The following is an 18,697-nucleotide window of genomic DNA, read 5'->3' on the forward strand; positions in this document are numbered from 1 at the left end:
GGTGGGTTCAGTTTTGATCCGTGCGGCCCCAATCTCAGCCCAGCTCTGCGTTGAGGAGGGCTTCATCGGCCTCCAGGTTGGAGGTGACGCTACGCCAATTTGCGGTGTACAAAAACCCTGATGAATCCGGTAGATTGCCTGTCGTAAAGTCGCACTTGGGCTGGTTTACTCGCCTTTGCTGATGTGACTATCTAGAAAGACCGGAACATCTCGCTACCCGCTATTCCTCGCCTTGGTCGCAGTCTTGGGCTGCGCGACTATTGGATTGTAAATAATCTGGATTTTAAAGTATTTTAAAATCGAAAAGCCATGAGATGCTGATTGGCCATGAGTTGCTGGGCTTCCTTGGGCTATCGTGCTAAAACCTAATAGGCCTATCTACTGTGACTGGTTCTTCGACCTCGCTGCCAGCTTTGCTCGTCTACGACGCTGGGCTGCCTGACCTCGATTTGCTGTTCGACGGGTTAGCCGAAGACGTAGTTGCGGTGCAAGTCGATCGCGATGCTGACGCTATTAGCAGGATCGCTGAGGCCCTATCGGCAACCGGGGCACGTCGCTTGCAGCTGCTGTGCCACGGCAGGCCAGGAGTTGCTCTTATCGGAGCCCAACCAATCACGGCCGCTGTACTTAGGGAGCAAGTGGACGTGGTGAGCAGTTGGAACTTGGAGGTCGTTGACCTGTTTGCTTGCCAAATTGGAGCCGATCAAGAGTTTTTGCAACTATTAGCTCAATACACTGGAGGCAGGGTTGCAGCAAGCAAGGGAGTAGTCGGGCACGCGGGAAACGGAGGTAGCTGGAATCTTTGCGGAGCAATAAGTACAGTAGTTCCTTTCAGCCGTTTTGCACAGCTCTCTTGGAACCATTGCCTCGAGACGCCGTTATCATCTATCTCCCTGTATTCGGCAGCTGAAATAAATGCATTCGTCTCGGATCCTTCCTTTAGGTCTTCCCTCGAGGATTCAAGTGGCAACAATTTCAATGGACATCAGCATATCTTCCTAGATCTCACGGACACCGGATCGATTCCTGCTGCCGACCTGACGGCACTTGATGGTCTAACCGCTGGCACGATCGATGCCACCGCTATTACCTCCATCACCGGCACGTCAACCGATGTCGCTGCTGTCTATGCCGCAAAGGTCGTCTCTGGCAATGGCATCTCTGGCCTCGGCAATGAAGTCGTCATCATTATCGGTAATGACGCAGCTGCAGCTGATCTCCAAAATATCGATGCTGCCACCACTGGCACCATCGATGCCACCGCTATTAACACCATCACCGGCACCCTGGCTGCGGTAACGGGTGCCTATGAATCAAATCAAATATCTGGTCTGGGCGACAAAGCAGTCACCCTCACGGACACCGGATCGATTGCTGCTGACGACCTAACGGCACTTGATGATCTAACCGCTGGCACCATCGATGCCACCGCTATTAACACCATCACCGGCACGGCAACCGATGTCGCTGCCGTCTATGCCGCAAAGGTCGTCTCTGGCAATGGCATCTCTGGCCTCGGCGATGAAGCTGTCATCCTCAACAATGCCCACTCACTCAGCCAGCTCAAAGCGATCAATGACGCCACCACTGGCGCCATCACCCTGGACAATTATTCCGTTTCCCTCAACGGCTCCGCAGTTGATATCGCCGGTGCCCTGACCGGCATCACTGGTTACAGCGGGGCTTTGACTCTCACGGACACCGGATCGATTGCTGCTGACGACCTGACGGCACTTGATGGTCTAACCACTGGTGAGGTTGATGCCAAATCTATTAAAACCATCACCGGCTCGGCAACCGATGTCGCTGCCGTCTATGCCGCCAAGGTCGTCTCTGGCAATGGCATCTTGGGCCTCGGGAATGAAGTCGTCGCTGTTATCGGCATGAACGCAGCCGCAGCTGATCTCAAAAACATCAACGCTGCCACCACTGGCACGATCGAGGCCAGATCCATTACCACCATCACCGGCACGGCAACCGATGTCGCTGCCGTCTATGCAGCCAAGGTCCTCTCTGGCAATGGCATCTTGGGCCTTGGGAATGAAGTCGTCGTCATTATCGGCATGAACGCAGACGCAGCTGATCTCAAAAACATCAACGCTGCCACCTCTGGTACGGTCGATGCCAAATCAATTACCACCATCACCGGCACGGCAACCGATGTCGCTGCCGTCTATGCCGCCAAGGTCGTCGCTGGCAATGGCATCTCTGGCCTCGGCAATGAAGCTGTCATCCTCAACACTGCCCACTCACTCAGCCAGCTCAAAGCGATCAATGACGCCACCACTGGCGCCATCACCCTGAACAATTATTCCGTTTCCCTCAAAGGCTCCGCAGTTGATATCACCCGTGCCCTGACCGGCATCACTGGTTACAGCGGGACTTTGACTCTCACGGACACCGGATCGATTGCTGCTGACGACCTGACAGCACTTGATGCTCTAACAACTGGAAATGTTGACGCCAGCTCCGTTACTACAGTCACCGGCAAGCTGCTTGCCGTTTCCACTGCATATAGATCCAACGGAATCGTCGGGCTCGGCAAAAATGCCGTCAGCTTGACAGATTCTACACAAACTCGCTTGGGCGTTACGGCCTCAAATCAGGATATATTTTATCTGGCTTCAAATAAGCAAAAATTTGCCATCTCGTATAATGGCGATGACAATGACAACCGTTTTACGGGCTTAGCTGGTAATGACATCATCACTGGCAAAGGTGGCAGTGATACTCTAAGCGGGGGCCTTGGTATCGACGTTTTGACCGGCGATTTGGGAGCAGATACTTTCCGCTTCGATACGGCCCTTGGGAGCACTAACGTTGATAGCATTACCGATTTCAATATTGCCGAGGGGGATATATTCCAGCTGGAAAATACTGGTTCTGGTCTATTTACTGCAATCAGGGAGACAGGTGAGCTTGCGTCCAATGCGTTCGTCCTTGGTGCAGTCTTCACAAGTATTGACCAGCGTATCCGTTATGAATCAACAAAGGGTAATCTATTCTATGATCCCGATGGCATTGGTTCTGCGAAATCGGTGCTCTTTGCTAACGTTTCTCAAGGCTTGGCCATGAGTTCCAGTCAATTTCAGATCACATAAGCTAGTACCTGATTGGCCAATTGCCTGGATAAAAGAGTTTGACGCTGGCAGCAATGCAAAGAATAATCGGGCCAGGTGAATTTCAGCCCATTTATTCCGTTATCAATTTCCTTTGTTTATCTTGACCTGCCTAGGTTACTATTTTCGGCCTGTATTGACGTCGATCCCAGAAACTGACCAGACCTTATAGGAGATTCCCTGCCGGCCAGAATTGGCCTGGAGTAGCCCATGAAAGTTAAACGCCAAAGCCCCGAGCAGATCTTTCGCAAGTTTCGGACCGCTGAGTAGCTCTTGAACCAGGGCCAGGCCGTTGCTGATGTCTGCCGAGCCATGTAGGTTTCTCCGGCGACTTACCGCCGCTGGCAGCAGTTGTACGGGGGAATGAAAGCCACAGAGGCCAAACGCCTCAAGGAGCTTGAGCTGGAGAACACACGGCCAAAGCGATTATTGGCAGACGCAGAACTCGATAAGGCCATGCTCAAGGAGCTTGCCAAGGGAAACTTTTAGATCCTAAGCGTCGTCTCCGGGCCGTGATGTGGTGATTCTGCATGATCGATTCCGAGTTTCGCTCCGGCGTGCCTGCAGATTGGCGTGTCAAAACTGCAATGCCCAGCGGCGCTCTGTGCCACGGGCCGCACCATGGAGCCGGTCTATGGGGCCCTGGTCAAGTGGAGCCACGCTGGAATCAAGGCTGGAGGAGATGGGAGTACTCAGATCCTTCTCTCGGCCAAGGGTCTCATACGACAACCATTACTCAGAATCCCTGTTCCTAACTCTCAAGTACCGGCCGGACTACACCAGCACAGCCCTTTGCATGCAAGGACGAAGCCTGCGAATGGGTAGCGTCGTTTGTGGATTGGTACAACCATCGGCACCGCCACAGCGGCATCAAGTTCGTGACTGTCCCGTGTCAATCAGGTTGATGGGCGCTTTGCATCAATCATTTGTTACCCATTTTGATTGACGCTTGGTAACACCTTTTCTCTAGCCTCCGGCTTGTTTTCCGACCGCTGCGCTGCGCTCTCCAGGCATAGCTGCACCCTGGCCACGCGCCAATCCCTGATGCGCCGCTGCAGCGTGCGTTTGTGCTGTGGCCCATAGCGCTCTTTATCCAGTGCGATCAGCCTGTCCAGAAGCTCCTGGCTGCCCACATCTGCTTCTGCCTCTAGCCACTGAGGGATGAGATCGGCATGGGCCTCAAAGGGATCCACGCGGCTGCGGCGGCCCTGCCGCGGCTTGGGCTTTTTCTGTAGAGGCCTGCTCTGACGCCACAGGGCCTGCAAACCCTGCAGAAAACCCTCCAGCCCACGATTTTCTTCCTCGGGGGTCTGCCAGAGCAGCGGATCCCCCGCCATGGCGCTGGCACGTTGGCCGCTGATCAACAGCGTCAGCCGGCTCTGGCAGCTGCGCATCGTGGCCTGCAGCGCCACCGGGTCACACCGCTTTCTGAGCTCTCTGAGGCCCTGGGCTTCCTGATCGCTGAGCACTCCGGTACGCAGGAGCTGCTGCAGCGGTGTTCGCGGCGGGTGGTGCTGCCGCTTGATCCGGCCCCCTTCCCGCACGCTGCTTTTGAGCTTGAACGATGGCTGGAACAGGTTGGTGTAGCCGTAAGGCTTCCGCGTAAGCGGTACAGCCGCAGTGCCGCGTAGAGCTCGGCCAGCAGCTGGGCTGCCTCCAAGCCCACCAAACGCTCGTAGCCCACCACCCGGCGGATCAGCATCCCGTTTTTCTGCTCCACCCAGGCCTTGTCGTTGCTTTGGTAGGCGCGTGAGCGGGTGAGCTCGATTCCCTGTTCCGGAGCATCGCACCACTGCTCCATCAGGGCGTTCATGAAGGCTGGATCGTTGTCGGCATCGATCCCACGCAGGGGGAAGGGAAGTTGCTGTCGCAGCCGCTGGATGGCGGCCAACACTGAGGCTCCATCCCGTGTGATCACGGGCAGGCTCTCGCTCCAACCGGTGGCGATGTCGGTGGCAACGAGGGTCCAGATAAACCGACCCTCCAGGCGTCCGCCGAAATGGGCCACCAGGTCAATCTCCAGCCAGCCGGGCTGCTTGTGGTCATCCCAGCCCTTAAACGTGCGCACCTGCAGGCGTCGCCGCACGCCGCTATGGGCCCGCGGAGGGCGCCGCCATCCATTGCCTCCGCTGCTCTGGCGGACTGGGGCTAGCAGCCGATCAATCGTGGCGCTGCTCATCGTCAACACCCTCGCCCTCACGCCCTGCTCAAGCTGCAAGTGGCCGTGGTGCTCAAGCGACTCCACCAGCTGCGGCAAAGGACATGGAGCCGCTTGCCGCACAGCCGGTGGCTGGCTTCCCACAGCGGCACCAACGCCTCGACTACCTCTTGGCCGTAGCGGCGGCGATGCTGGCCGCGGAGGCTGGTCTGCCGCTGATCGGGTTGCTGGTTCAACCGGCGCAGCAGCGATTTGCGGTGATAGCCGGTGAGGGCCTGCAGTTCATTCAGCAGCATCTGTTTGCCCGTACGGCTCAAGCTCCGGTAACGGCCTGCTGCTGCGCTGAGCGCCAGCGCTATCGGCTCTCCCTCCTTGAGAGAGCCAGCTCGGACTGGCCTCACGCCTTGCTCGCCCCGCAGCGCTGATGCCATGAGAGGTCGTCAGTTCTGATGCAACAACCCTAGACGGGTAGCAGCTTTAAAGATGCAAAGCGCCCCTCAACCAGATTGTCGTCGGACACGCTGCTGGCGCCAACCCGAAGGAGTGTGGATCAACAAGCCAATAGAGGAGCCCATCCGATCCTGGAGCTACCCTTAATCCAGGCCGCCTGAGTGGCAGCCCAGGAGCGACACCTTTCCTGAAAGTCACCGCTCCAGGGGTACTCCCCTGGAGAGCCGAATGCAATGGAGAGTGGCTTAACCATCCAGCAGCTCTCATAAGAACTGAAGCAGCAAAGGGGATCACGTAACCCACGCCCCGCTCAATCATTTCAAAAAAATTCTCGCCAATTTTAGGTTCAATCATGCCGACGCCTGACGACAATTTTAGCGAGTCAATTGATAGCATTGACTTAAAAGACGCACTGGCCCTTGCGGCATACATAGAACAATTGCTCATGACTGAGCAGCAATGGATCCTTAATCGCTTGTCTTGGCTTTTTACCTCTCAATCCTTTCTTATAACCGCCTTTGTTGTGCTTTTGGGCTCAGGCAATCATTCCCCCAGTGCTTATCTCTTGCGAATTACACTGCCTCTTTTAGGCCTGTTTTGTTGTATAAGCGTAGCAATAGCCATCAGGGCCGCTGAACGAGTACGCAAGCCACTCGAAAACAGGCGCGCGTTCTTATCAATGCATATTAACAACATAGTTAAAAGTCCAAAGCTCGTTCCAGTGCTTGGATCAAGCAAGGCCCTTCGTGAAAATCCATGGACATTGCATCATGGTTCATTGCCGCACATTGTTTTGCCTTGGGCATTTGCCGTTCTATGGCTTCTGTTGTTAATGACATTAGGACTTTGAACCAAGGCAGTCTTTCTGCCAATCTCCCTCAATCGCCGCCATAGCGCTCAGCAGGCAGGGGTCCAGTATTGCCGCCGCTCGCCAACCGACTCTCCTGGGTGTTGGCGGCGAAGTAGTGAATCAAATTAACCACCAGACCACTCCATCCCGTCTGGTGGCTGGCGCCAATGCCGGCCCCATTGTCACCATGGAAGTACTCATAAAACAGCAGATGGTCCTTCCAATTGGGGTCGCTTTGAAAGGTCCGCTGGCTGCCAAAGACTGGTCTAAAGCCTTCAGCATTGCGTGTGAAAATGGAAACGAGTCTGTGCGAGAGATTCTCGGCAACTTCGTAGAGGTTTGCCATTTGGCCGCTACCGGTTGGGAATTCAACCTTGAAGTCGTTGCCGTAATACGTGTAGTAGACACTCAAAGAGCGAATGATCGCGAAGTTGACTGGCATCCAGATCGGCCCGCGCCAGTTGCTGTTGCCGCCGAACAGGCCTGAATCGGACTCTGCCGGCAGGTATTGGACAACGTACTCCTGTTGATTGTGGACAAAGCGATAGGGGGCCCGTTCGTGCCGTTTCGAGATCGAGCGAATGCCATGGTCACTGAGAAACTCATCAGGATCGAGCATGATCTTCAGCACGCGGCGAAGATTGGTTTCATCGAGGGCTGACATCATTTGTCGGTTGGCATAGCCCTTGAGCCTGATGTCGTGAAAAGAGCTGTGTAGGCCTGGATATTTATCCCGCATGTGTTGCAAGTAATCGCCAATTTCCGGAAATTGTTCCACGACATCCTGCTCGAACACGTGTACAGCGCACAATGGAATCAGCCCGACCATCGATCTGACTTTCAAGCGAGTTGAGCTACCGTCGCTTTTGCGGAGGACATCATAAAAGAATCCTTCCTCTTCATCCCACATGCTCTCGCTCGCATTGCGATTGACCATCGCGTGGGCGATTCTTAAATAGTGCTTGATAAATTTGGCTATGTATTCGCGATACGTTTCATCGCTTCGTGCCAACTCAACGGCGATATTAACCATCGTCTGGGCGTAGAAGGCCATCCACGCGGTGCCATCGGCCTGCTCGAGCCGGCCGCCCATCTCTGGCGATTCAGTGCGGTCAAAAATACCAATATTATCAAGTCCAAGGAAGCCACCTTGGAACACACTATTACCCTCGGCATCTTTTCGATTCACCCACCAGGTAAAGTTGATGAGAAGCTTGTGGAAGCTTTGTTTCAGCCACTGATGATCAGCCTGGCCATGGAGTGATGCATCGGTTAAGTAGACGAGATAGGTTGCCCAGGCATGTACGGGTGGGTTGACATCGCCGAAGTTCCACTCATAGGCTGGAATTTGCCCGTTGGGGTGCAGGTACTCGCTGCTCAGCATCAAGCTGAGCTGTTGCTTGGCGAAGCTCGGATCCACGAGTGAAAACGCCATGCTGTGGAAAGCAAGATCCCAGGCCGCGTACCAGGGGTATTCCCATTTGTCTGGCATGGAGATCACATCACAGTTGTTCATGTGATGCCACTGCTGATTTCTGAATCCCTGGCCGTTCACGGCACCCATGGGATCAATGCCACGCTGCTGGAGCCAGGGCGCAATGTCGTAGTTGTAAAACTGTTTGGACCACAGCATCCCTGCCACGGCCTGCCTGAACACCAGCTTTTGCTCAGTGCTTAATCCAGCTGGCATCACCCTGGCGTAGTAGTCATCGCAGTCCTGTTTTCTACGATCCAAGATCTGGTCAAAGTCATGAAAGGCAGAGTCGTGATAGGCAGAGTCGTTATTTGATTCAGGCGTTGACTTGGCCAATCGTAATTGGATTGTGCTCGAGGCATGGGCACCAATCGAGAGGTTATGAACTGCGGATGCCTTAGTGCCGCGCTGGGATGGGTTGACAGCTGCTATTTCGCCATGAACGATGTAGCGGTTAATGCCACACTTGGTGTAGGGGGATTGATTCGGTTTGTCGTAGATGATTTCTGTGTTTGTTTCGTTTTCCGTGAACACCAGTTCATCAGCATCCTGGCAGTGCAGCACGAAATCGCCAAGGTTGGGGTGGCTCGCATGGAGGCTGGCTGCACCTGATTCACCCGGCTGCGCTTTGATCAAGGGTTTTAGGCCGCTGCCCTGATCCCAGGTATTGCGAAACCAGAGGGTTGGCAGAACAGCGAGACTGGCTGCTTGATCGGAGCGATTGTGGACCGTGATCTGGATCAGCAGGTCTTCCGGATCAGCCTTGGCGTATTCGACTTCGATATCACAGTATTCATTCTTATCAAAGATCCCCGTGTCGATTAGTTCATATTCCGACTCGTGTCGAGACCTTGCTTTATTTACAGCTACAAGATCTTCGTAGGGAAAGGCATTGAGCGGATACTTGTAGAGGTAACGCATGTAGGAATGCGTTGGTGTTGAATCCAGGTAGTAATAATATTCTTTGACATCTTCGCCGTGGTTCCCTTCGCTGTTGGTGAGGCCAAAGAGGCGTTCCTTAATGATCGGGTCTTTGCCATTCCAGAGTGCTAAGGCGAAGCAAAGCAGCTGGTGGTCATCGCTGATGCCTGCCAGGCCATCCTCTCCCCACTGGTAGGCGCGGGATCTTGCCTGATCGTGACTGAAGGATTCCCAGGCATCGCCATCGGGGCTGTCGTCCTCGCGCACCGTGCCCCACTGCCTTTCGCTCAGGTAGGGACCCCACGCTCTCCACGGCTTTTGGCCCTGGTCGGCCTCCGCTAGGCGCTGGTGCTCAGGCGAGAGGGCTTCTGAGGATTGGGCCTGGGACACCACCATGGTTAACGAAGGCTTGAAATCAGTCCCTCTCACACTAAGGGGGGGCGGTTACGGCTGCTACTACTAGTGGGTGGGGGTAGGGGCGACCCCATGAGCGGCTGGATAAGTGACTACACAGATGGCAAAGGTGCGAGATCCGCGCCAGTATCAATGCCGAGGGATTTGCCTTCTCGCTGCCAAAGCGAAGCAGGAGATAGCAGGCAAGCAATGTTCCCCTAATACTGATCATTCTCCTTGGTCAAGCAGCCGAAGAGAGATTTCAATCATCACCCTGCGGTGTTTCAACCATCCGTTGCTGACCAGAGTTCATCATCTCTGTGTAGGAAAGAGCCCTTGGCCATTCCGGTTCGAAGGTAATAGTCCTTAGGTCTTCTCTTTGATCCCTAGGTTTGCCTGCAATGAGTTTTCTAACCATCCATGCCACGGACAAGGAAGCAACCAGAGCAACAAGGACTGTCATGGGCTCTCCGCAGATCTTGCCTTCCAAATTATGCAGTAGAAACAGCTGCCACCTGAAATACACAGAGCCAAGATCACCAGCGTCTGTGGATCGGCTGAGATCACCAAAAAAATGGCGATGCACTGCGACACCCTGCGGGTGAGCAACCAATCCGGCCAGGGAAACTGGAGCAACTGGCGCCTGCCGCTATCTCAACAGAAGTGGTCCGCCACCGCCAAACCGTTACTAGTCCAAACCCAGGCGCCCTAGGTGTCCTCCTGGGCTCGCCCAGCCAGAAGCCAGATACCAAGGGCCAGCAACAACCAGGGCAAAAAGCTGAGCTGCATCAAGTCGGACAACACCTGCAGCAAGGGCCCCATAGCCCAATAAAACACCGCTACCGAGACCGCCACCACAACAATCAGAGCCCCCATGCCTACGCGCTCCTAAATGCCTGGGGGCAGTAGAGCACCGGCCCGCAATACCCGCCAGCCTCCCTCAGCGCGCCAAGCAACAACCGTGCTGGCCTGACCTGCGGCGAGGGGCCAGGGGATCGGTGCCAGAAGCGGCACCCCGAGAAATTGCTGGGCAGCCTCCTGAGCTGTGCATGCGGCCGGACAGCCTGAAATGTTGGCGCTGGTTGTAGCCAAGGGGCCACTTAGCTGCAGCAAGGCCTGGGCTTCCGCACTGGCCGGCAGCCGCAGGCCCAGGCTCGACCCACCGGGATTAAGGGCCTCTGCCACCACTCCAACGGCAGGTAGCACCAAAGTGACCGCCCCTGGCCAGGCCCAAGCAGCCATCTCCAACCACTCAGTGCGCGGCGCTACGCCAAGGCAAGCAAACAGATCTTCGGAGCTGGCCGCCATCAAAATCAAAGGCTTGTCTGCCGGGCGTTGTTTCAGGCGCCAAAGCTGGTTGGCCTGGCCAGGTGAAGCCGCCAGAGCTGGCAAGGTATCTGTGGGGAACAGGGCAGCTGAACCCTGAAGGAGCAGTGCCGCCAGATCTGACGGCTCCAAGGCTGGAGATGGAACCGGCAACAATCCAGGCTTAATGGTCATGGCAATCCCTGCCCGATCCTGGCCAGCGTGCCGACGCAAAGCGCTCTACACCCTCGAGATCCCCATGGGAGCGCACCTCGGCATATCCGGCAGCACTGAGTAGGTCGATCACCGCCTGGCTCTGGTCGAAGTGATGCTCCATCAGCAACAGGCCTCCTGGAGCAAGAGCCGCCGCTCCACCCGCCACGATTAGGCGCAAGGCATCCAGTCCATCGACTCCACCATCGAGGGCTATTACGGGCTCATGATCCCTCACCCCGGGCTCCAAACCAGCCCATACCGCTGTCGGTATGTAGGGGGGATTGCTCACCACCAGCTCAAACTGTCCCAACCAGGGGCTCAACGGCTGCCACCAACTGCCCTCCAGCAATTGGACCCGATCGGCAACGCCTCCTGCCGCAAGATTTAGGGCCGCCTGACTAAGCGCCCCTGGACTGCAGTCGACGGCCCAGCCGCGACTGGAGGGCCAGGCGAGGGCCAAGGCCAGGGCCATACAGCCAGAGCCGGTGCCGAGATCGGCCCAACAGCCCGGGCCGGAAGGGGCCAGCTCCAGTGCCAGCTCCACCAGTAATTCCGTTTCCTGTCTAGGGATCAGCACTCCTGGAGCGACGCTGATCTCCAGGTCACGCCAGGGGCAGCGCCCCACAAGGTATTGGAGCGGCTCGGCCGTATCGAGATGGCAGCGCCACATCGCCTCCAATTGGTTGAGATCGCAGGCCAATTGAACCGGCAGCTCAGCATGAAGCCGCAGCTGCTGTTGAGCACGCCAGGGCAGGCCTCCCGCCAGATCCAGCAGCCAGTCAAAGTCTCCAGGGCTCCCGCCCAGGGCTAGTTGCTGTCGCCGCCAGGCCAACAATTGAGCCCCATCGAGCTGCCCATTCACCATGGATCAAGGCTAGGCCGGACGCCAGCAAAGCCCAGGCTCAGCCCGCACCAGCCCCTGAAGCTCTAGGGCCAACAGACGGGAGGCAAGGGAGGCCGCAGGCTCCTCCAGCATCAGGCAGAGCTGCTCAAGCGAAGCTCCGTGCCCCAAGGCTGCTAGCAGCGCGGGATCGGCTGATCGCAGCAGCCCATGGGAGGCCGAAGGAGCAGCGGGATCTGGCGAGGCCAGGGGGCCAGGCCCTAGCTGGCGAATTAAATCTGCGGGCTCAAGCAGCACCGTGGCGTCTTGGGCGAGCAGCCGATTGCTACCGGCAGCAGATGCCTTGCCCGCATCAGCCGGCACGGCCCAGACCGGCAACTCCTGCTGCATGGCGAGGGTGGCCGACTGGAGAGCCCCACTGCGCATAGGGCATTCGACCACCACCACCGCCCGAGCCAGGCCGACCTGCAGCCGGTTACGAGCCGCAAAATGACCTGCCTGCACCGCAGTGCCTGCCGGCAACTCGCTTACCAGCAGCCCCCCGGCACCCACCTCAGCCTGCAGCTGCTGATGGTGCCTGGGATAAACCCGCTCAAGGGGAGTGCCCAACACCCCCACAGGCCGGCCACCCTTGGACAAGCAGCCCCGGTGGGCGGCTCCGTCGATCCCTTCTGCCAGGCCACTCACCACCGGCCAACCCGCCTGGGCAAGGGCCGCACCGATCGCCTCAGCCATGGCCACCCCATGCAGGGAGGGCCGGCGCGTGCCCACGACCGCAATGGCCTGGCGGCGACGAAGCAGGGGCCACAACCAGCCCTTACCCCGCCAATACAGGCGCAGAGGCGGCCGCGCCAAGGCGAGCAACTCGGGCGGAAAGGCCGGATCAGCCGGCACCAACACCCCCTTGCCGCCGCGCAGCTCTTGGCAGAGACGGGGCAAGGGATCGGGACCCCAGCGGTCGCGATAGCGCTGAAGCTGGCGGCAGCCCACCGCACCAAAACCGGCAAGGGCAGCAAAGGCCTCGAGCGGAGCGCCCCAGGCTGCCGCCCAGCCACAAAAGTTGTCCCGAATGGCAACCAACCGCTGGGCGCCAATGCCTGGACAACCCGACCACAGCAGCCACCAAAGCCGCTGCTCCTGATTCCAACCGGCGCCATCGGCGCTCCGCAGCAACCCCTGAATCGCCATACCGCTTTCAGTACAGATGTACTGATCCTAATGCGGTCCCCGCACCAGGGCTGCGACCGCGGCCTCCAGATCAGCGGGCAAGCGGCGCACCAGCCGGCGCTGATCCAGCCCAGGGGCGCTCTCCACCAGCACAAGCTCAACCCTTGCCTCAGCCGCCAGCTTTCCGCTTGCAGCTACAAAACGGCTGCGCCAGGGCAACTTCAGACCACAGCGCGGCAGCACCTCGCTCCACAGCTGCACAGCGTCGCCGTGAAACAGGGGCTGCTTGTAGTCAATGGTCAAACTCACCACCGGCAGCTCCAAGCCGCGAGCGGAAAGATCGCTGTAGGCGATGCCAGCTGCAGCCAGGGCCTCCACCCGCGCCTCCTCAAGCCAAGCCAAGTAAGCGCCATGCCACATCACGCCGGCGTGATCCGTGTGCTGGGGCAGCACACGGCGCTCCAGCAACCAGCCTTCAGACACTCTCTTCACCACAGCCGGGCCAGCTTGGCCGGAGCGGGATGGTTGCGGTGTAGCGGGCAGATGGTTTGCACTTGCAGATCGGCCATAGGCTGACAGGCAGCCTGCTACTTCGAGTCTTCTCAGTGTTTCGCAACGTTCTAATCGCCGATTCCGGCAAAGGCCACGTTGAAGAGATGGTGCGCATGCTGCGCGACATCCCGGCGGTGCGTGCAGCCCGCATCAACCTGCTGCACGTGGTGCCTGAGCAGGCTGGTGAGAGCTTCGCGGAGCACTCCCAAAAAGCGGCGGCTATCGCCGCCGAAGCGGTGCAACGGCTCGGGCTCAACCCCAGCGAGGTGAACACGATCATTCGGCAGGGAGACACCAAGCAAACGGTGCTGAAGGTGGCCGACGAACTCAACAGCGACCTGATCGTGATGGGCTCCAGAGGCCTGGGCCGCCTCCAGTCGATCCTCAGCAACAGCGCCAGCCAATACGTATTCCAGCTCTCGACCAGGCCGATGCTGCTGGTGCGCGACGACCTTTACATCCGCCACATCAACCGGGTAATGGTGACCATCGATGGCACCGGGGTCGGAGACGATGCCCTGAAACTGGCCTGCGAGCTTGTGCGGGAGATTCCTGGCGGCAGCCTCACCGGCGTCCATGTCACCCGCCAAGACATCACCCCTTCTCGGGGCGGCAAATCCCCAGCCGATGCAGTACTCGAAAAAGCCAGCCAGCGAGCCCGTGGCTACGGAGTGGAGCTCAAGGCTGTGCATCGCAGCGGCGATGTCGGCCGCAGCGTGTGCGCCGCCGCCGAGGATCTCAAAGCCGACCTGCTGGTGATCGCTTCCCAGGATCGGCGCCCGGTGGTTGCTCGAGGACTGGTCGACATCGACCGGCTACTGGGCAGCTCTGTGAGCGACTACATCCGCGTTCATGCCCCAGCCCCTGTGTTGCTGGTGCGGGAGCCTGAGGGGAGGAACTAGCCCCCCTGGCGGCTGTTGGTTTGAATGTAAAGAATGATCAAAAAGACGGCGGGAACCAACACGAACAAAAGGCTGGCAACAAAGCCGAGATCGTTGGTTTCCATGGCTGAAGGGGAAGTGAGGGGAGGGTATCACCGCCAAATGGGCGCTTTTCAGGAGGCTTCACCGCTCGTTGCGGTTGGGGCCTGTTCATCGCCCTGGCTCTGACCTTCACCCCCATCCTCTAAATCCTCCTCGCCTTCCTGTACCGGAGGGGCAGGCCAGGCTGTGGGGCCGCTAGGCAGGGGCTTGGCCTGGGCCTCCGCCACCAAATTTTCCTGGTCGGCCATGCCCACCTGGGGCCGAGTCAAAACCAAAACGGACTCCTGGACCATGGTTTGACAGGCAAGCCTCCAGGTTTGGGGGCGCCGGCGCAGTTTTTGGTCTTCCACGGCGGTACGGCCGCTCAGCACCTGGGCACCGGTGCCCTCCGGAATTGCCACAAAGCAGGTGATGCACTGGCCGCAGCCGCCGCAATTGCCTAGGGCACCCTTGAGGCCGTAGAGCTGAATGCCCTCCCGCAAAGCCACTTCTCGCAGGTTTTCGCCGGGGTAGCACTCAATGTCGCGGCCCTCGCGAACAAATCGGATCACGGGCATGAAACCTTTTTGCAGAGGTCTTCATTCTGGGCCAGGCCGTTGCGGTCCGTTACCTGGAGCGCACCGCGGCCGGAGCGCCCCTTACGATCGCCCAACCCACCCAGAACTACCCCCATGGGATTGCCCTGGTATCGGGTGCACACGGTCGTCATTAACGACCCGGGCCGATTGCTCGCAGTGCACCTCATGCACACCGCCCTGGTTGCCGGCTGGGCCGGCTCCATGGCGCTCTATGAGCTCGCAATTTTTGATCCCTCAGACGCGGTACTCAACCCGATGTGGCGCCAGGGCATGTTCGTCATGCCTTTCATGGCCCGACTCGGCGTAACCGGCAGCTGGGGCGGCTGGAGCATCACCGGCGAAACCGGCGTTGACCCGGGATTCTGGAGCTTTGAAGGTGTGGCTGCAGCCCACATCATCTTCAGCGGCCTGCTCTTCCTAGCCGCCATTTGGCACTGGACTTATTGGGATCTAGAGATCTGGCAGGACCCACGCACCGGCGAACCTGCCCTCGATCTGCCCAAAATCTTTGGCATCCACCTGCTACTTGCCGGCCTTGGTTGCTTCGGATTCGGGGCCTTTCACCTCACCGGGGTCTTCGGACCTGGCATGTGGGTCAGTGATCCATATGGAATAACGGGACACTTAGAGCCAGTCCAACCATCCTGGGGCCCAGAAGGATTCAATCCCTTCAACCCTGGCGGCATCGTGGCCCACCACATTGCTGCTGGCATCGTTGGAATCATTGCTGGCATCTTCCACATCACCACTCGTCCGCCCGAGCGCCTCTACAAGGCCCTCCGCATGGGCAACATCGAAACGGTGCTGGCCTCGGCGATCGCCGCTGTCTTCTTCGCGGCTTTCATTGTTGCCGGCACGATGTGGTATGGCGCTGCAGCAACCCCTGTAGAGCTCTTTGGACCCACCCGTTATCAGTGGGACCAGAGCTACTTCAAGACGGAAATCAATCGTCGAGTCCAAACCGCGCTCGACAACGGAGCCACCAAGGAACAGGCCTATGCCTCGATTCCGGAGAAGCTGGCCTTCTATGACTATGTCGGCAACAGTCCTGCCAAGGGCGGCCTGTTCCGGGTTGGTCCGATGGTTAATGGCGACGGTCTCCCCACAGGCTGGATTGGCCACATTTCCTTCACTGACAAAGATGGCCGGGACCTTGAGGTGCGCCGCCTGCCCAACTTCTTCGAGAACTTCCCCGTAGTTCTCCAGGATCAAGAAGGCATCGTTCGCGCCGACATCCCCTTCCGTCGGGCTGAGGCCAAGTATTCCTTTGAGCAGACCGGTGTGACGGCAACCGTCTACGGCGGCGCCCTCAATGGCCAGGTCTTTACTGATCCTGCCGACGTGAAGCGCCTGGCTCGTAAGGCCCAGCTCGGTGAAGCCTTCGAGTTTGACCGCGAGACTTATCACTCCGACGGCACCTTCCGCAGCTCACCCCGTGGTTGGTTCACATTCGGACACGCCACCTTCGCCCTTCTGTTCTTCTTCGGCCACATCTGGCACGGTGCTCGCACCCTGTATCGCGATGTGTTTGCCGGTATTGATCCCGACCTGGGCGAACAAGTGGAATTCGGTCTATTCCAGAAACTGGGCGACCGCTCGACCCGTCGTCTGCCCGAGGGCTACGTGCCCCCGGCAGGCAGTCCCCTCAGCTGACCGCCAGCACCCCCGAGGACATCCATGGAAAGCTTCGCTTACATCCTGATCCTGGCCCTGGCCATCTCCACGCTCTTCTTTGCAATCGCCTTCCGCGATCCCCCCAAGATCGGCAAATAATCAGCCAGAGCCCTTTAAAGCCCCTGCTTCGGCAGGGGCTTTTTTGTTGTGCGATTGGCGAATGCAGGCCTTTCCAAATGAAAAAGTGCTGCTTACACTTGAATGACACTCCCGGATGCCAGGGATGCAATGTCCCTCATGCCAACACACCGATAGCCGGGTGCTCGAATCTCGAGCGGCCGACAGTGGTCGCAGTGTGAGGCGGCGGCGTGAGTGTCTCAACTGCGAATTCCGCTTCACTACCTATGAACGGGTAGAGACAGTGCCCATCACTGTGGTGAAGCGCAACTCCTCGCGGGAAACCTTCAACCGCGTCAAGTTGCTGCACGGGCTGCTGCGCGCCTGCGAAAAAACAGGCCTAGAGCCGGCCCGGCTCGAAGGGGTGGTGGATGAAATCGAACTCCAGCTGCAGCAACGCAGCGGACGGGAGGTGAGCAGTGCCGAAATCGGTGAACTTGTGCTTCAGCAGCTCAGCGAAATGAGTGAGGTTGCCTATGTGCGCTTTGCCTCTGTCTATCGCCAGTTCCAGGGCGTAAGCGACTTTGTGTCCACCTTGGAAGGACTGCACAAGCGCAGTGGTGGCCGCTTGCGCAAAGCCAGCTTGGCCACGGTCAGCTGACCTGGTTCAGCTGACCTGGTTCAGCTGACCTGGTTCAGCTGACCTGGTTCAGCTGACCTCATTCAACTGACCGTGTCCAAGCTGAACCAGGTCAAAGCAACGGAAACACGCTGCTGCCGCATTGGTACAGTAACAAACCGGGTTTGCTCTGCTGGCGGGCAGATCATCCGTTCCTTTCCTACTGCTTCAGGCAGACCGCCACCTATCCATGACCGTGACCCCTTCCGATACCAGCACTGAAGCGCTCAACCAAGACGCGATCAGTGCCGAGGCCGAGCTCGATTTCGCCGCCGCCATGGGCGATGACCTCGATCTAGCCATTCCGGAAGAGGTCCCCACCGCCGATGACCCCAGCAGTCGCGCTGCATCCCGCAACGACGCTGATGGCGTGGGTTTCACCCTGGATGAGTTTGCCTCGCTACTGAGCAAGTACGACTACAACTTCAAGCCGGGTGACGTTGTCAACGGCACCGTGTTTGCCCTGGAATCGAAGGGCGCCATGATCGATATCGGCGCCAAAACAGCGGCGTTTATGCCGGTGCAGGAGGTGTCGATCAACCGGGTTGAGGGCCTCAGCGACGTTCTCGTACCAGGCGAGGTGCGCGAGTTCTTCATCATGAGTGAGGAGAACGAAGACGGCCAGCTCTCGCTTTCCATACGCCGCATCGAGTATCAGCGTGCCTGGGAACGGGTGCGCCAGCTGCAGAAAGAAGACGCGACCATCTACAGCGAAGTGTTTGCCACCAACCGTGGTGGCGCCCTCGTACGGGTCGAAGGCTTGCGCGGCTTCATTCCCGGCAGCCACATCAGCACCCGGAAGGCCAAAGAAGAGCTGGTGGCCGACTTCCTGCCCCTCAAGTTCCTTGAGGTGGACGAGGAGCGCAACCGCCTGGTGCTCAGCCATCGCCGCGCCCTGGTGGAACGCAAGATGAATCGCCTCGAAGTGGGCGAAGTGGTGCTCGGCACCGTGCGCGGCATCAAGCCCTACGGCGCCTTTATTGATATCGGTGGAGTCAGCGGCCTGCTGCACATCTCCGAAATCAGCCACGAGCACATCGAGACACCGCACACGGTGCTCAATGTCAACGACCAGATGAAGGTGATGATCATCGACCTCGATGCCGAGCGGGGCCGCATCTCCCTCTCGACCAAGGCCCTAGAGCCCGAGCCCGGCGACATGCTCACCGACCCTCAGAAAGTGTTCGATAAAGCCGAGGAAATGGCCGCACGGTACAAGCAGATGTTGCTTGAGCAGGCCGAAGACAACGAACCAATGGGCGTCACCCTCGACTAAGCCA

19 protein-coding genes and 2 pseudogenes are annotated in these 18,697 nt (G+C 58.3%); 9 read left to right on the forward strand and 12 right to left on the reverse strand.

Annotated elements, in window-relative coordinates; genetic code table 11:
• Nucleotides 1-413: 413 nt before the first annotated feature.
• The 3 genes and pseudogenes from C7K55_RS11175 to C7K55_RS14080 all read left to right on the forward strand — a co-directional run.
• Complete coding sequence (locus C7K55_RS11175) at nt 414-3,101, forward strand: DUF4347 domain-containing protein (RefSeq protein WP_127432020.1); 2,688 nt, start codon at nt 414-416, stop codon at nt 3,099-3,101.
• 228 nt (nt 3,102-3,329) lie between these two features.
• Nucleotides 3,330-3,634, forward strand: a pseudogene (locus C7K55_RS14075) (transposase); the annotation flags it as partial.
• A gap of 164 nt (nt 3,635-3,798) precedes the next feature.
• A pseudogene (locus C7K55_RS14080) lies at nt 3,799-4,003 on the forward strand (integrase core domain-containing protein); the annotation flags it as partial.
• A gap of 45 nt (nt 4,004-4,048) precedes the next feature.
• Here C7K55_RS14080 and C7K55_RS14085 read toward each other — a convergent pair.
• The 3 genes from C7K55_RS14085 to C7K55_RS14095 are packed head-to-tail and all read right to left on the reverse strand — an operon-like array spanning nt 4,049 to nt 5,708.
• A complete protein-coding gene (locus tag C7K55_RS14085; RefSeq protein ID WP_241518339.1) occupies nt 4,049-4,531 on the reverse strand; it encodes a hypothetical protein in 483 nt (160 codons plus the stop codon).
• Nucleotides 4,489-5,298 (reverse strand): integrase catalytic domain-containing protein, encoded by an 810-nt coding sequence (locus tag C7K55_RS14090; protein WP_241518340.1) that lies wholly within the window; start codon nt 5,296-5,298, stop codon nt 4,489-4,491. Before C7K55_RS14090 ends, C7K55_RS14085 begins: the two co-directional genes overlap by 43 nt.
• Nucleotides 5,299-5,315: 17 nt before the next feature.
• A complete protein-coding gene (locus tag C7K55_RS14095; RefSeq protein ID WP_241518341.1) occupies nt 5,316-5,708 on the reverse strand; it encodes a hypothetical protein in 393 nt (130 codons plus the stop codon).
• Between the two features lie 371 nt (nt 5,709-6,079).
• Here C7K55_RS14095 and C7K55_RS13310 point away from each other — a divergent pair, with 371 nt between their 5' ends.
• The gene (locus C7K55_RS13310) at nt 6,080-6,577 is read left to right on the forward strand and encodes a hypothetical protein (RefSeq protein WP_127432021.1); all 498 of its coding nucleotides are present in this window, start codon (nt 6,080-6,082) and stop codon (nt 6,575-6,577) included.
• A 28-nt stretch (nt 6,578-6,605) separates the two neighbouring features.
• On the opposite strand, the gene C7K55_RS11190 is transcribed toward C7K55_RS13310, so the two are convergent.
• The 7 genes from C7K55_RS11190 to C7K55_RS11210 form a co-directional block, all read right to left on the reverse strand.
• Entirely contained in the window at nt 6,606-9,368 is a 2,763-nt protein-coding gene (locus tag C7K55_RS11190; RefSeq protein WP_106632813.1) for an MGH1-like glycoside hydrolase domain-containing protein, read from the reverse strand.
• Between the two features lie 259 nt (nt 9,369-9,627).
• Nucleotides 9,628-9,828, reverse strand: coding sequence for a hypothetical protein (locus C7K55_RS13905; RefSeq protein ID WP_127432022.1), 201 nt, complete (start codon nt 9,826-9,828; stop codon nt 9,628-9,630).
• Between the two features lie 245 nt (nt 9,829-10,073).
• Nucleotides 10,074-10,241: a hypothetical protein gene (locus C7K55_RS13610; protein WP_161956166.1), complete on the reverse strand. Its 168-nt coding sequence runs from the start codon at nt 10,239-10,241 to the stop codon at nt 10,074-10,076.
• A gap of 12 nt (nt 10,242-10,253) precedes the next feature.
• On the reverse strand, nt 10,254-10,823 hold the full coding sequence (locus C7K55_RS11195) for an L-threonylcarbamoyladenylate synthase (RefSeq protein WP_273330404.1): 570 nt from the start codon (nt 10,821-10,823) through the stop codon (nt 10,254-10,256).
• A gap of 31 nt (nt 10,824-10,854) precedes the next feature.
• Nucleotides 10,855-11,751, reverse strand: coding sequence for a peptide chain release factor N(5)-glutamine methyltransferase (gene prmC, locus C7K55_RS11200; RefSeq protein ID WP_106632815.1), 897 nt, complete (start codon nt 11,749-11,751; stop codon nt 10,855-10,857).
• 9 nt (nt 11,752-11,760) lie between these two features.
• Nucleotides 11,761-12,915, reverse strand: coding sequence for a DNA-processing protein DprA (locus tag C7K55_RS11205; protein ID WP_106632816.1), 1,155 nt, complete (start codon nt 12,913-12,915; stop codon nt 11,761-11,763).
• Between the two features lie 27 nt (nt 12,916-12,942).
• Nucleotides 12,943-13,377, reverse strand: coding sequence for an acyl-CoA thioesterase (locus C7K55_RS11210; protein WP_396094831.1), 435 nt, complete (start codon nt 13,375-13,377; stop codon nt 12,943-12,945).
• 122 nt (nt 13,378-13,499) lie between these two features.
• On the opposite strand from C7K55_RS11210, the gene C7K55_RS11215 reads away from it, so the two are divergent.
• Nucleotides 13,500-14,348 (forward strand): universal stress protein, encoded by an 849-nt coding sequence (locus C7K55_RS11215; RefSeq protein ID WP_106632818.1) that lies wholly within the window; start codon nt 13,500-13,502, stop codon nt 14,346-14,348.
• Here the strand turns inward: C7K55_RS11215 and psbM are convergent.
• On the reverse strand, nt 14,345-14,452 hold the full coding sequence (gene psbM, locus C7K55_RS11220; protein WP_015109223.1) for a photosystem II reaction center protein PsbM: 108 nt from the start codon (nt 14,450-14,452) through the stop codon (nt 14,345-14,347). The genes C7K55_RS11215 and psbM overlap by 4 nt on opposite strands.
• A 48-nt stretch (nt 14,453-14,500) precedes the next feature.
• Nucleotides 14,501-14,986: a 2Fe-2S iron-sulfur cluster-binding protein gene (locus tag C7K55_RS11225; RefSeq protein ID WP_106632819.1), complete on the reverse strand. Its 486-nt coding sequence runs from the start codon at nt 14,984-14,986 to the stop codon at nt 14,501-14,503.
• A 114-nt stretch (nt 14,987-15,100) separates the two neighbouring features.
• Here C7K55_RS11225 and psbB point away from each other — a divergent pair, with 114 nt between their 5' ends.
• The 4 genes from psbB (at nt 15,101) to C7K55_RS11245 (ending at nt 18,693) form a co-directional block, all read left to right on the forward strand.
• On the forward strand, nt 15,101-16,660 hold the full coding sequence (gene psbB, locus C7K55_RS11230; RefSeq protein WP_106632820.1) for a photosystem II chlorophyll-binding protein CP47: 1,560 nt from the start codon (nt 15,101-15,103) through the stop codon (nt 16,658-16,660).
• 24 nt (nt 16,661-16,684) lie between these two features.
• Complete coding sequence (locus tag C7K55_RS11235; protein ID WP_010314684.1) at nt 16,685-16,780, forward strand: photosystem II reaction center protein T; 96 nt, start codon at nt 16,685-16,687, stop codon at nt 16,778-16,780.
• 124 nt (nt 16,781-16,904) lie between these two features.
• Nucleotides 16,905-17,399, forward strand: coding sequence for a transcriptional regulator NrdR (gene nrdR / locus C7K55_RS11240; protein WP_106632821.1), 495 nt, complete (start codon nt 16,905-16,907; stop codon nt 17,397-17,399).
• A gap of 208 nt (nt 17,400-17,607) precedes the next feature.
• A complete protein-coding gene (locus C7K55_RS11245; RefSeq protein WP_106632822.1) occupies nt 17,608-18,693 on the forward strand; it encodes a 30S ribosomal protein S1 in 1,086 nt (361 codons plus the stop codon).
• Nucleotides 18,694-18,697: the final 4 nt, after the last annotated feature.

The organism is Cyanobium usitatum str. Tous (genome assembly GCF_003011885.1).
Taxonomy (GTDB): domain Bacteria; phylum Cyanobacteriota; class Cyanobacteriia; order PCC-6307; family Cyanobiaceae; genus Cyanobium_A; species Cyanobium_A usitatum.

What these genes read in the sequence shown, in the direction of transcription:
- C7K55_RS14090 (WP_241518340.1), bottom strand. Translation starts at nt 5,298, where the DNA reads ATGAGCAGCGCCACGATTGATCGGCTGCTAGCCCCAGTCCGCCAGAGC.
- C7K55_RS14095 (WP_241518341.1), bottom strand. Translation starts at nt 5,708, where the DNA reads ATGGCATCAGCGCTGCGGGGCGAGCAAGGCGTGAGGCCAGTCCGAGCT.
- C7K55_RS13310 (WP_127432021.1), top strand. Translation starts at nt 6,080, where the DNA reads ATGCCGACGCCTGACGACAATTTTAGCGAGTCAATTGATAGCATTGAC.
- C7K55_RS11190 (WP_106632813.1), bottom strand. Translation starts at nt 9,368, where the DNA reads ATGGTGGTGTCCCAGGCCCAATCCTCAGAAGCCCTCTCGCCTGAGCAC.
- C7K55_RS13905 (WP_127432022.1), bottom strand. Translation starts at nt 9,828, where the DNA reads ATGACAGTCCTTGTTGCTCTGGTTGCTTCCTTGTCCGTGGCATGGATG.
- C7K55_RS13610 (WP_161956166.1), bottom strand. Translation starts at nt 10,241, where the DNA reads ATGGGGGCTCTGATTGTTGTGGTGGCGGTCTCGGTAGCGGTGTTTTAT.
- prmC (WP_106632815.1), bottom strand. Translation starts at nt 11,751, where the DNA reads ATGGTGAATGGGCAGCTCGATGGGGCTCAATTGTTGGCCTGGCGGCGA.
- C7K55_RS11205 (WP_106632816.1), bottom strand. Translation starts at nt 12,915, where the DNA reads ATGGCGATTCAGGGGTTGCTGCGGAGCGCCGATGGCGCCGGTTGGAAT.
- psbM (WP_015109223.1), bottom strand. Translation starts at nt 14,452, where the DNA reads ATGGAAACCAACGATCTCGGCTTTGTTGCCAGCCTTTTGTTCGTGTTG.
- C7K55_RS11225 (WP_106632819.1), bottom strand. Translation starts at nt 14,986, where the DNA reads ATGCCCGTGATCCGATTTGTTCGCGAGGGCCGCGACATTGAGTGCTAC.
- psbB (WP_106632820.1), top strand. Translation starts at nt 15,101, where the DNA reads ATGGGATTGCCCTGGTATCGGGTGCACACGGTCGTCATTAACGACCCG.
- C7K55_RS11235 (WP_010314684.1), top strand. Translation starts at nt 16,685, where the DNA reads ATGGAAAGCTTCGCTTACATCCTGATCCTGGCCCTGGCCATCTCCACG.
- nrdR (WP_106632821.1), top strand. Translation starts at nt 16,905, where the DNA reads ATGCAATGTCCCTCATGCCAACACACCGATAGCCGGGTGCTCGAATCT.
- C7K55_RS11245 (WP_106632822.1), top strand. Translation starts at nt 17,608, where the DNA reads ATGACCGTGACCCCTTCCGATACCAGCACTGAAGCGCTCAACCAAGAC.